Annotated in this window: 11 protein-coding genes; 7 read left to right on the top strand and 4 right to left on the bottom strand. The window is 52.1% G+C overall.

All coding sequences use genetic code 11. From position 1 onward, the window contains the following. Nucleotides 1-15 precede the first annotated feature (15 nt). A complete protein-coding gene (locus CWS43_RS02480; protein WP_101075270.1) occupies nucleotides 16-564 on the bottom strand; it encodes a helix-turn-helix domain-containing protein in 549 nt (182 codons plus the stop codon). 98 nt (nucleotides 565-662) lie between these two features. On the opposite strand from CWS43_RS02480, the gene CWS43_RS02475 reads away from it, so the two are divergent. From CWS43_RS02475 to CWS43_RS02455, 5 genes are all read left to right on the top strand, one after another. Then, a complete protein-coding gene (locus tag CWS43_RS02475; protein ID WP_101075269.1) occupies nucleotides 663-1331 on the top strand; it encodes an AzlC family ABC transporter permease in 669 nt (222 codons plus the stop codon). Beyond that, the gene (locus CWS43_RS02470; RefSeq protein WP_101075268.1) at nucleotides 1328-1651 is read left to right on the top strand and encodes an AzlD domain-containing protein; all 324 of its coding nucleotides are present in this window, start codon (nucleotides 1328-1330) and stop codon (nucleotides 1649-1651) included. The genes CWS43_RS02475 and CWS43_RS02470 overlap by 4 nt, the downstream gene beginning before the upstream one ends. 377 nt (nucleotides 1652-2028) lie before the next feature. Further along, nucleotides 2029-4521, top strand: a complete 2493-nt coding sequence (locus CWS43_RS02465; RefSeq protein WP_101075267.1) for a type VI secretion system Vgr family protein — start codon at nucleotides 2029-2031, stop codon at nucleotides 4519-4521. 10 nt (nucleotides 4522-4531) lie between these two features. Further along, nucleotides 4532-5293 carry a hypothetical protein gene (locus tag CWS43_RS02460; RefSeq protein ID WP_101075266.1) on the top strand — a complete coding sequence of 254 codons (762 nt, stop codon included), beginning with the start codon at nucleotides 4532-4534 and terminating at the stop codon, nucleotides 5291-5293. Continuing rightward, entirely contained in the window at nucleotides 5286-7208 is a 1923-nt protein-coding gene (locus CWS43_RS02455; RefSeq protein WP_101075265.1) for a hypothetical protein, read from the top strand. Before CWS43_RS02460 ends, CWS43_RS02455 begins: the two co-directional genes overlap by 8 nt. 135 nt (nucleotides 7209-7343) lie before the next feature. Here the strand turns inward: CWS43_RS02455 and CWS43_RS02450 are convergent, their stop codons facing one another. Further along, on the bottom strand, nucleotides 7344-8705 hold the full coding sequence (locus CWS43_RS02450) for an APC family permease (protein WP_101075264.1): 1362 nt from the start codon (nucleotides 8703-8705) through the stop codon (nucleotides 7344-7346). Nucleotides 8706-9275: 570 nt separating this feature from the next. Here CWS43_RS02450 and CWS43_RS27135 point away from each other — a divergent pair. Together CWS43_RS27135 and CWS43_RS02445 are read left to right on the top strand one after the other, a co-directional pair. Continuing rightward, nucleotides 9276-9425 carry a hypothetical protein gene (locus CWS43_RS27135; RefSeq protein WP_157825343.1) on the top strand — a complete coding sequence of 50 codons (150 nt, stop codon included), beginning with the start codon at nucleotides 9276-9278 and terminating at the stop codon, nucleotides 9423-9425. 163 nt (nucleotides 9426-9588) lie between these two features. Beyond that, a complete protein-coding gene (locus tag CWS43_RS02445; protein WP_101075781.1) occupies nucleotides 9589-10398 on the top strand; it encodes an AraC family transcriptional regulator in 810 nt (269 codons plus the stop codon). Here CWS43_RS02445 and CWS43_RS02440 read toward each other — a convergent pair. Both CWS43_RS02440 and CWS43_RS02435 read right to left on the bottom strand, forming a co-directional pair. Next, a complete protein-coding gene (locus CWS43_RS02440) occupies nucleotides 10388-11023 on the bottom strand; it encodes a LysE family translocator (protein WP_101075263.1) in 636 nt (211 codons plus the stop codon). The two genes, CWS43_RS02445 and CWS43_RS02440, sit on opposite strands and share 11 nt — an antisense overlap. Further along, nucleotides 11020-12312 carry a hypothetical protein gene (locus CWS43_RS02435; RefSeq protein ID WP_101075262.1) on the bottom strand — a complete coding sequence of 431 codons (1293 nt, stop codon included), beginning with the start codon at nucleotides 12310-12312 and terminating at the stop codon, nucleotides 11020-11022. Before CWS43_RS02435 ends, CWS43_RS02440 begins: the two co-directional genes overlap by 4 nt. Nucleotides 12313-12325 lie beyond the last annotated feature (13 nt).

The raw sequence follows: 12325 nt of genomic DNA, 5'->3' as shown, positions 1-12325 counted from the left end.
GGGAGAAAAACGCGCTCAGCTCTGCTCCGAAACCAGTACCGCCATCGTGTCCGGCTCCAGCGCCCTGAAAATATGCTCAACGTCGGCGGGATATGAAATGTAGTCACCGGCGTTCAGCTCAACCGGAGAATCCACCAGCCCGACCAGCGCACGCCCCTGCGTGATGATGATATGTTCGACAGAACCTAGCGGATGCGGGCTGGAAACGCGGTCGCTGCCCGGCTGCGTGGTCAGCAGATAGACATCGCGCCGCGCGCCCGGCGGACAGGTCGCCAGAAGCACCGCTTTGTAATCCGCCAGTTCCGCCACCACCGACGGGCCTTCACCGCGCCGGATCACCTGCATTTTATTCACTTCAGGCTCCATCAGCCGCGCGAAGGGAATATTCAGCGCCACGCACAGCGCCCACAGCGTTTCCAGACTCGGATTACCGTTGCCCGCTTCGAGTTGTGAAAGCGTCGATTTCGCCACACCGGCGCGGCGGGCGACTTCTGCCAGAGACAAGCCCGCGCGCTGACGTTCACGCACCAGACCTTTGGAAATAACGCTGATAGGTTGAGACATTGCGGCACTCCGAACAGTATAACGAACGATCGTTCGACTTGAAGAACGATTCAAAAGTGTTCATTATAATGAATACTCGTTCGTTATGGGATTGAATTATGCAAGCACGTTTCTTTTCACCGCTGGGAAAAGATGTGGTGAAAGCCATCTTTCTGGTCTGTCTCGCCGACGGCCTGGTGGGGATTTCTTACGGTTCACTGGCGGTCGCCGGAGGCTTCCCGCTGTGGGTGCCGCTGATGCTCTCGTTGCTGGTGCTCGCCGGCGCTTCGGAGTTTTTATTTATCGCGATTGTCGGCGGTGGCGGAAGCCCGTTCGCCGCAGCGGCTGCCGGTTTACTGGTGAATGCCCGCCATTTGCCGTTCGGTATCGCCGTGAAAGATCTGGTGGGCAGTAAATCGCTCAGTTGGCTCGGATGCCACATCATGAACGATGAAAGCGTGGTATTCGGCATCTCCCAGCCCACCTATGAGAAACGCAAAAAAGCCTACTGGCTGTGCGGCGCGGGCATTGCGCTGTTCTGGCCGGTCAGCGTGATTGCCGGGGCGTACATCGGGCAGTTTATTCCGGATATCAAAGCCATCGGGCTGGATGCCGTGTTCCCGGCCATTTTGCTGGCGCTGATTTTCCCGGCACTGAGAAAGCGCAGAACGCTGATCCCGGCGGCGTCCGGCGCACTGATTTCCGTCGCCGCCGTGCCTTTTGTGCCCGCCGGAATGCCGGTGCTGTTTTCACTGCTGGGATTACTGGCCTGGAGAAACAAAAAATGACACAGCACACGTTATGGATTGCCGGGATCGTCGTTCTGGCGGCCGGAACTTTCGCGATGCGCGTGGCCGGTTACCGGCTGGGCTCGCGCCTGAATTTGTCACCGGCAACGCAAACAATGTTGTCGGATTCCGCCACGATTCTGTTACTGGCCGTTGCGGCCACGTCAGCGTTGTTTGAAGGCCATCACTTTGGCGGATTTGCACGGGTAACAGGCGTCGGCGTAGCGCTGTTTTTAGCGTGGCGAAAGGCACCGCTGATCGTCATTATTATCGCGGCGGCGGTCGTAACGGCGCTGATGCGCTGGGCGGGGATCGCCTGAACAGAAACAAAAATGGCTCCCGAAGGAGTAATGCCGATCAGTTAAGGATCAGTTGAACGATCCAGTGGCTGTGTAAAAATCCAGAAACGTTCTTCGTTTCCGGATTTTCAGTACACATTTACTGATCAGACTTATCCCTATGATTAAAATGAATATTCCTAACACGATCCTGATTAACATTCAGAAATACTTAATTTCTGTAAAAGAACGCATTCCCGAATTTTCTCCCTTTCGTTAATCCGGTTACTGAGTAAACTCACTTTATCTAAATTTGACTTAAGTCCACCTTAAGTTAACTCACCGCGAACGGTGGCGGGATAACGGAATAATTCACAGGGAGTCACCGGTTTACAGACTGTGTAAAAGGGAATTAAACGATGGGCATTCAGGAATACATTCTTGCCGGCAGTAAATTACCGATCCATAACCATTACCAGCTGCGGCTTAAACGACTTGAATCACAACAGCCCGGCGTCGATATTTCGGTGCTCAAGTTCAGCGGCACTGAGGCCATCAGCGATATCCTGCGCTATGAAATCGAATTCACCAGCGCGGTAAAAGACATTCCCGCCCAGCACATCATCAACTATTCCGCCCTGTTCCTGATGTACCCCGACGGCAAGCCGTGGGAACCGGTTAAACCACGCATCATCCCCGGCGTCATTACTCAGTTTCGCCAGTGCAGCACGTCTGCCGATGAAACCCATTATGTCGTGACGCTGGAACACCGCCTCACCCGTCTGAATCAGGGCAGCAACAACGCGGTTTACCAGAACGACAGCGTCATCAGCATGACCGAAAACACCTTCCTGCGTTACAACATGGACCGGCTGGATTTTCGGTTTGCGTTGAACGACCAGTACCCGCTGAAGAAATTCATGATGCAGTTCGGCGAAAGCGAATACGCACACATTGCGCGACGTCTGGCTGACAGCGGTATCTCGTACTTCTTTGAATACGATGAAGAGAATAACTGCGATGTGATGGTGCTGGCCGACCATTCTTACGCGTGGCCGGAACCGGTGACCATTCCGTTCCGCAATCCGGCGGGACTGTTCGACGGCGGGCTGGAGTCGGTCTGGGAGATGTCGGTCAGCCGTAAATCGATTCCCAAGTCGGTGACGGTAAACGACGATTATTACCCGGCTGCGCAAAGCGATATGACCGCCACAGCCGCCACTAACCCGGACTATCCGGCGCTGGTTGCCGAATATTACCGCTGGGGTGAGTATTACCCCGAACCGGGCAAGGAATACAGCAGTGAGCCTGGTCAGGGCATGTGGTACGCGAAGCGCCGTCAGGAGCGTTACCTCAGTGAACAAATCACGTTTGAGGGTAAATCCAACTGCATGACGCTGCGGCCGGGGATGGTCATCACCACGCCGGGCAAGGACTGGCCGGAAGCGCCGGACGGCCTGCTGATTGTGTCTACCACGTCTAAAAATGTCGCCCGCGACACGGCGTATTTCGTCACCTTCACCGCCGTTCCGCGCAATACCCAGCATCCGTACCGCCCTGCTCTTTTGCCGTGGCCCACCGTCACCGGCACACTGCCCGCCCGCATCTCCAGTGCCCATCCGGATGAACCTTATGCACACATCAACGCCGACGGTTTATACCGCGCCCGGTTTGGCTTTGACCGCACCGGATGGCAAAAGGGTTTTGAAAGCTGCTGGCTGCGTTTAGCCAGGCCTTATTCCGGTGATACTTACGGTTTTCATATGCCGCTGCTGGATTCTACCGGCGTGGCGATTGCGTTCGAGAACGGCGACGTTGACCGGCCTTACATCGCTTACGCGCTGCATGACTCAACGCACCCGGACCACGTGGCGTTACCGAATTACAAGCGGAACGTAATCCGCACTCAGGCCAATAACAAACTGCGTCTCGACGACACGCGTGGCAAAGAGCACATCAAGCTTTCGACACCGGCCAGCGGCAAAAGCCAGCTGAACCTCGGTGCGCTGGTCGATGATAAGCGCAAAGACCGCGGACACGGCGCCGAGCTGCGCACCGACGACTGGGTGTCCGTTCGCGGCGGCAAAGGCGTGTTTATTTCTGCCGACGTGCAGGCCTCCGCCGGAGGTCAGCAGCTGGATATGCAACAGGCCAATGCCCTGATTTCCAGTGCAAGGGTAGAAATGCAGAGTCTGTCGGCCAGTGCTCAACAGGCTCAGGCATTAGCCGCCGACATCGACCGGCAACAGACTTTGTTACAGCAGAAACTCGACAAGCTTCAGCAGGCCGTTTTGCTTTTAAGCGCACCCAAAGGCGTGGGCATTGTCAGCGGGGACAGCATGCAGCTGTACGCGCAAGACAGCCTGACGCTGACCGCCGGTAAGCAGGTGGATATCGGCGCGACGAAGAAATTCACCGTCGCGGCCGGTGAGCAAATCAGCCTCTACAGCCGTCAGGGTACAAAAATGTTTGCCGCCAAAGGCGATATCGACGTTCAGGCGCAGGGCGGGAAATTCACCACCTGGTCAACGGACGATACGCATATTGCCAGTGGCAAAAAAATGACGGTGACCGCACAGGACGAGCTGGTTCTGATCTGCGGCGGAGCCTACATCAAACTGAAAGGCGGTAACGTTGAGATTGGCGGGCCGGGGAAATTGCGGGTGAAAAATGGCGGTATCGTCAAACAAGGTGCGGCCAGCATACAGAGCGCGATGAAGTCCTTCGAGCCAGAGAATTTCGATGAGAAATTCGCACTCGTACACCCTCTCAGCGGCGAGCCCATCGCTAACGCCAAATATCGGATGACATTGCCCGATGGTTCTGTGCAGGAAGGCATGACCGACGCTGCAGGTAAAACAGCCCTTATTCAGAGCACATTACTCGACGGAATGAGTTTTGAATTACTTTAAGGATGAGAGAATGAAAGCATTTAACAAGTTTACGTGTGCTTCAGCCACAATTTTTTCTTGCCTGTCAATGACGGCCTGCCATATCCCTACCACGGCAGACGGCTTTGCTATGACAAGCGGTGGAGCAGGATTGACTGGGCAGTCTGGTGATATGAAGTACATGGTTTATGATGTCCCACCACAAGTTGTTTATCGGATTGATGAGCACAGATTTTTCACGCTGGAAAATTACAAAGATTGTGATCATGGTGGCATTATTTATTACAATGATACTAAGCTGGGTAAAAAGGTTTATCTCAATGGAGGTTCAAGCACAAATGATATTTTGACGGCTAACTCCAGCCTTTACTGGAAAGGTCAAATTATCTACTCAGCATCCGACGAAGTGCTGGCTTACCCAGTTCGGGTTCGCTCTCTTAGCGATAGAGCTACAAACAACGGCGCTTATATTATATATATCAAGAACGGAATTAGATATCCTCTGAATATTGCTGGAGATATGAACGATGGGAAGGATACATCCATCCAAATAACCCATGATGCAGTTTACTTCACTGATAATAAAACCCCATACAAATATAAAACACGTAAATTCAGTATCCCTAACTCTTACAGCGATTTCACATATTTATTGAGCGCACCAGAATCCAATAATTCCTCAACAAAAACAACGATTTTCTCTTGCGATTCGCAAATAATTCCATCTAGCCAGAAAAATACCGCACAGCAAGAGATTGATCCAAAAGCAACAGGGATACAAGACAATGACTGATCATTCCAGAGAACCTTTACGCTCAGCATCTTTGCATATTGATGATAACGGTAAACATGTATGGACCAGCATGTGTTCTCCATCCAATAATAAAGTCAGGGCTGCTTGTAACTATCCAATTCAACTTCCAGGGATTATTATTTTTGTGCATGGGGTTAACTCTGAAGGTGAGTGGTATAGCACAGCCGAAAGTAACCTTTGTCGTGGACTAAATGCACGTCTTAATTTACCTGAGGAACATCATTTAAAAGAAAATGAGTATTCTGATGGCAAAAGTAATATTCGTGGCGTAATTAAAGAAGGTAGATCTCCGGTTGTTCGTTTTTACTGGGGATACTCCGCTGGGAAGCATGCAGATGTTAAATGCCGAATCCCCCTGAGAAATGCTGAAGGCGATGATTATCATGACCTGAAAAAATACCAAAAGCTTTCTGACAGTGAATTGCAAGCTAAGGGGCCATTCTATTGGGGCGGCGGCGCATTTCAAAATGGCTGTGACCAGTTGGTGTCTTTATGGAGTGAAGAAGGTTTTAGCAAATGGCTGAAGGAAATGCCGATCCCGTTCAGCGTTCAGGCCGCAAATACTGAGTTAGACCGGTTGGTTTCAGACGCTCCTGCGAGACAATATTATGCCCACGCTGCAACAAGGCTGGCTAATTTAATGGATACCATCAGAAATGATTATCCTAACGATACCATAACGCTGATGTCCCACAGTCAGGGCACTATGATTGCGATGGCGGCGACCCTGCTTGCCAAAACCGGCCCTGATGCTTTATTTGTGATGAATTCACCTTATGCGCTTGAACATAAAACGATGGACAGGTTCGCCTACCCATTTAATGAATGCATATCGACTAAAGCCAGGGTTGCCACGTTTGAGAATGTGGTTAAGAAAGTCGCCCAACAAACCAGCAGGATGACGCCTGCGGACTATAGCCGTCTGGTTGTCGGAGTTGATGCCAATAATAAGAGCTGGAAACCCACCGGAATGGGACCAAATGAGACCTATGAGCGCGACAATCATGGCCGTACCTGGGTTTACTGTAACGCTCATGACCGTGTGATGGGCATGAAAGCCATTCGTAGTATCGGCTGGCAAGGCATCCCCAACACCCCTGATGGCAATATTAATAAACTGCTTACTGACCATCAGGGCCATCTGTTCCAACGGATGATGGCCCGAGGCCTGCATTGTGGGGGCGATCCTCAGATTCACACCCCTTTTGGAACACTTCCTCCTGCAGGTGCATCGTTTTGGGATGACGGTGGCGAATTTATTTATCCCGCCCCTCCGGCTAATCAAACACTGTTCATCAATGGTGAAAGGGTCCCTTTACCGTTCGACATACCACTGGATTTTGACGGTACGCGAGTAGGTAAAAATCCTGTAGATGGCAGAAACGGGGATGGTTGGGGGCAATTTTCTAAAGACGAAATAACTGGGGATTGGGCAATTCATGATGATACTTTCCCCTACTATGCTTCCCTATATGAGGAGCAGTGGATATCCGTACCCTCTTCATCAAGCTGGTCTTTGCCGGGCTCACATGACGATACGCGAGGGCAACTCACCCGGTGCCGTGAAACCCGCGAACAAAAAGATGCCCGGATCGGTAAGTTTATCTCGCAACCCAGCGATCACAGTACATTGCCACTATATGCCGAATTTATGAGCCAAATCGTAGCTTACGATTTACCCGTTGGCTTTTGCGAGTGCTCAAACAACAAAAGCGATTTGGAAAAATACCGCAGGCTGGCGGACTGGCAAATATCGGATCCTTATTTTTCAAGCGGTGAACATCCCCACTATACCCGCCCGGCTCAAGTGGTTGCCGAAAGCGCGGGGGGCATAGGACCAGACGAACTCGCAAAAATGAAACAAATGGAAATTTATAAACACGGTGGACGTTAAGGAAGACTGAACATGAATGAAAAAGTTGCGATATTCGGCGACAGCCCTGAAGTATTCATAAGCTAAAAAAATGCCAGTCAGTGGCTTAACTGACTGGCATTACTCCCGGAGGAGCCATCGTTATTCATGAATTTGTTACGCAACGTCTTCGTACTGCGGAACCGGGTTGCGGAAACTTTTGGTCACGCAGGCCAGATAGATGAAGCCGACTGCGCCCCAGATCAGCCCCAGCACCATCGAACCTTCTTCCAGATTCACCCACAACGCACCAACGGTCAGCGCGCCGCACATTGGTAAAAGCAGATACTGGAAGTGGTCCAGCAAGGTTTTGTTGCGCTTCTCGCGGATCCAGAACTGCGAAATCACAGACAGGTTCACGAAGGTAAATGCCACCAGCGCACCGAAGTTAATCAGCGCCGTCGCAGTCACCAGATCGAAGTTAATCGCCATCAGGGCAATCGCGCCGACCAGCAATACGTTGAAAGACGGCGTACGCCATTTCGGATGAATGTAGCCGAAGAAACGTTTCGGGAATACGCCGTCGCGGCCCATGACGTACATCAGGCGCGAAACGCCCGCGTGTGCCGCCATGCCGGAAGCCAGAACCGTGATGCTGGAGAAAATCAGCGCGCCAAACTGGAAGGCACGTCCGGCAACCTGCAACATGATTTCAGGCTGCGAAGCATCCGGGTTTTTGAAGCTGGAGATATCCGGGAAATACAGTTGCAGGAAATAGGTTGCGCCGATGAAGATGGCACCGCCAATTAACGCCGTCAGGAAAATCGCACGCGGGATCACGCGTTCTGCGTCTTTGGTTTCTTCCGACAAATTACTGATGCCGTCAAAACCGGTGAACGAGAAGCACAGAATGGTTGCGCCGGTAATCAGCGGCACAGTATGGGTATTTTCGCCCCAGAACGGTTTCGAACTGGCCAGCGTACCGTAACCGGTGCCGTGGTTAACGCCGTAAATCACCATGCCGGTAATCACAACAATCAGCACAATCTGCAAGACGACGACCAGCGTATTAATATTGGCGACGGTTTTGATGCTGCGTAAATTCGACAGCGTCATAAAGCCGACCAGCACGATGACAAATATCCACGACGGCACGGAAGGCACCAGCGCTTCGAAATAGATTTTTGCCAGCAGAATATTAATCATCGGCGCGAAAAGGTAATCGAGCAGCGAAGACCAGCCCACCATAAAGCCGACAACCGGATGAATCGCTTTTTGCGCGTAAGTATAAGCGGAGCCCGCAGAAGGATAGCGGCGCACCAGTTTGCCGTAGCTCAGCGCCGTAAATAAAACAGCGATCAGCGCGAAGGCATAGGCCGTCGGCACATGGCCGTCGGTCAGGCCGGAGACAATACCGAACGTATCGAACAAGGTCATGGGTTGCATATAGGCCAGGCCTATCATGACAACCGGAATCAGCGTAAGGGTTTTACGCAGTTCCACGCGGGAAGGGGTACCTGTTGCGATGTTATCCGACATGATGTGAATTTCCCATGACGGATGACGTCACATAAAAAGAGTGGTGCACCATTTATGTTTCCTTGCGACAAGACTGTCGATTTCTGAAAGTAAATATCTATCCGGTACTAAGCCCGGCCTCTGGTTTTTGAATGTTTTCTTGTACGAAGAATGATTTCGTTAATGAAGAAAGAGTGAATCAGCCCGTTTTGCGGGCCGCATATTTTGCCTGATTACGTAGCGAATTGACAAGGCTGCTCAGGATAAACACAGGCAATAAATAAAATAATCCGCCAAAACCGGCACGTATTGTCAAAGCGCTTTCGAAGGGGTGGAATGAAATGTTTTTATAATGTGAAAATAATTAAACACGCCGTTATTGCATCTGGAGATATATCGACAACCCATGTTTAAAAATAACGAGTGCGCTTCTTATTTAACATTTACCGCCCCGGAACGCCGCGGTACTTTCCCGGTTTTACTTATGGGCAAATTCCGAAAACCCGCTCCTCTGACGTCTTTTTCACACCTGATGTTTACAAAATCCCTACAAGTGGCAAGAATGAAGATTATTTGCTCATAAAATAAGAAATGTCTGATTCCTCATTTAACCAACAACTCCAGAACCTGAAAAAGCATAACGCACGTCTGAAACCTGACATGACCAAAGAGAAAAATGACGAGCAGCAACTGGCGGCGATGAAAAATGCTTGCTCGCCGACCGGGCGATGTATGCGATAAAGCATCACGGAAAGAATGGCGTCATGCTGGGAACGGAGGCTTTTCCCCTTCGTACGTGATGAATTTTCCTCGCTTTCAGTGTTAAAGGTTTGTGCTATAAATTTTGCATAAGAAAAAGGGTTGGTTCGTTTTTTTTCGCTCAGCAATGATTTATGGGGGTGACGTGTCTCTTTCTATTTCTGAATGGACGATGGCTAACGACATTGAATGCTCGCATCTGACCGCGAGTAATTCATCGTTTCCGCGTCACACCCACGACGAATACGTCATCAGCGCCAACCTCACCGGCACGGAAGAAATCTGGCTGCACGGTAAAACTGAGCTGGTGCGCGGCGGCGATATCACGATTTATAACCCGTCAACGGTGCAGTCCTCGCTGTTCGGCGATGAAAAGGTCGAGTTCCTCAGCGTGCATATTCCGCAGGCGTTGCTGCGTCAGGTGTCTGTCGATCATAATCTGCGTTCAGACCACCACGCGCCGGTGCTGACCGAAGGCGTTCTGAGTAATCCCGCGCTGTTTTCCGCACTGTGCCATTACAAACGCACGCTCAATGATGAAGATCAGGAACAGAATCTGCTGTGGCTGCTCGGCGCGCTGCTGGAGGAACCGGCAAAAGAGCAGGAGCAGTCGCTGCGCCCCATCACGCTGGCGCTGGATTTTATGCGCGAGCACCTGACGCGCAAAATTCATCTCGATACGCTGGCGCAAATCAGCGGGCTGAGTAAATTCCATTTTGTCCGGCTTTTCCGCCAGCATATCGGCATGCCGCCGCTGCAATACCATATGCAGCTGCGGCTGCTCGAAGCCCGCAACCAGCTGCGCAAAAACAATAACGCGCTGGACGTGGCAATCCGTCTGGGCTTTTACGATCAAAGCCATTTCATCAATACGTTCCGCAAAATGATGGGGATCACGCCCCATCTTTATTCACTGTCGCTGCACGGAACGCACAGCCAGGCGGTTATACGATAAATTCGCGGTAGCCGGTGATCACCACGTACAGCGCGAAGTACGAGAATATCGCCGCCGACGCCACGTAAGAGTATTTCAGCATTCTGGTGCCGAGCATTTTTCCGCCCCAGCTGCCGACGCAGCACAGCACGATCGTCCAGAACACACCGGCGATAAAGAATCCGCTCAGGAACCACGACGCTTCCACTGTGCCGCCCTGCCCCATGCGGGAAATCAGCGCCCCGCCGACGGCGGCAAACCACAGGATCGCCGTCGGAGAGGACATCGCCAGCAACACGCCACGACCGAAGTTGCGCATAACCGAACGCGGTTGCCCGTTATCGCCGGAGTTCAGATCGCCCGCCGGAGCCAGCGCCGCGCGGATCATTTTGTAGGTAAACCACATCAGCATCAGCGAGCCGCCGACCCACAACACCCAGCGCACACTCTGGTATTGCAGCAACAGCGTCATCCCTGCCAGCGCCAGCACGGCGTAAATCAGATCGCCGATGCAGGTGCCGATCCCCAGCCAGAATCCATGAAAATAGCCGCGTTGCATCGCCAGCGTAATCATGGCGATATTGGCAATCCCGATGTCCAGACATAGCGACAGGCTGAGCAAAAATCCATTTGAAAACGGCATCATAGCGGAACTCTCTTGATTAACTGGTTGTATTCAATCATGTCATTGGTGGTGCCCAGGCGCGCCATCAGCACGCTGACATCCTCCGGATGGGTATGCGGGCAACGTTCCTGCATGAAACTTTTCGCCCGTTCCACGTCACCGCCCAGCAGTTCTTCGCTCATCAGCCGGGTCAGATCCGCCATTTGGACGTAAAAAAGCTCAGGGTGGAATTCAATAGAATCAGCCGTCATCTCAATGCAGCCGTGTTCGCGCAAATAGTTAAACTGGATCCAGGCCGCACCGGCGTCCGGATATTCCGACGGGCCACGACGCAGATAGCGCAGCATTTCAAGGAAGTAGATCCGCGCCAGCACGGTGCGGTCGAGTTGCAGACCATCGGCCACCTGCGGCGTGAGGCACATCAGCAGGCCAAACTGATCGGCCAGCGCTTCCTGCACCATCATCGATCCCCAGCGATCAATCTTGCTGAGTTTCGGGAAGACGTTCTCGTTGCGCACCAGCGAATGCCCGAGATCGTGACCGCGAAACCAGGCGATGAGATAGCGCTGGCACACGCGGCTGTCCGGCAGCCGGTCTTCCGGCCAGCCCATTTTCACCGCTTCGGTGCGCGAAAACAGCTCAAACAGTTGCAGATAGGTGTTGGCGAAAACCACCGTGCGTTTCACCGGTGAATACTTCAGCCCCTCGTCTTCCGGGAAGAAATACGCGAAATGCTTCGGATAGGTATTGGCCTCACCGGCAATGCCAAACAGGTTGATAATTTTGTACGCACAGCCGGGCATCGCCAGCAAATCAGCAGCGATTTCCTTTTGCAGATACAGCAAGCTTTCAGGAAACAGGCCGTCCATCACGTCTGAGATTTCCTGCAACATCGGTGCGGGTTCGCCAAACCACGAAGAGTAAAAGCTTTGTTTGGATTTTCCGACCCACGTCGACGTGCTGCCGATACCGAGTACCAGTTGCTGCTCGCTCAGACCGGCAATCTGCGGCAGAACGCTCTTCCCGCAGCTCTCATCCGCCAGCATTTCCGCCCGTAAAAACAGCCCGCGCCGGGTATCAGGATCGTCAAACAGCGGCGCTAAACGAAAACACTGAATCGACATTTCTTCGCGCAGCGCATCCAGCAAACGGCTTTCACAGGCTGGTTCCAGCTGATTGATCGCTTCCGTCAGTCGCAGACAATAATGAATGATTTGCAGAGCTTTAGGGCTCAAGTTTTCCGGAGCATCCAGATCCATCATTGAAACCTGATATGCCGCCGCAGTTGGCCAAAATGACGTTGTAAACATAGTTTCAGACCCT

Source organism: Rahnella sp. AA, from assembly GCF_002834385.1.
Taxonomy (GTDB): domain Bacteria; phylum Pseudomonadota; class Gammaproteobacteria; order Enterobacterales; family Enterobacteriaceae; genus Rahnella.
The sequence above is the reverse complement of the archived record's forward strand: the minus strand, read 5'-3'. Positions and strand labels throughout refer to the sequence as shown.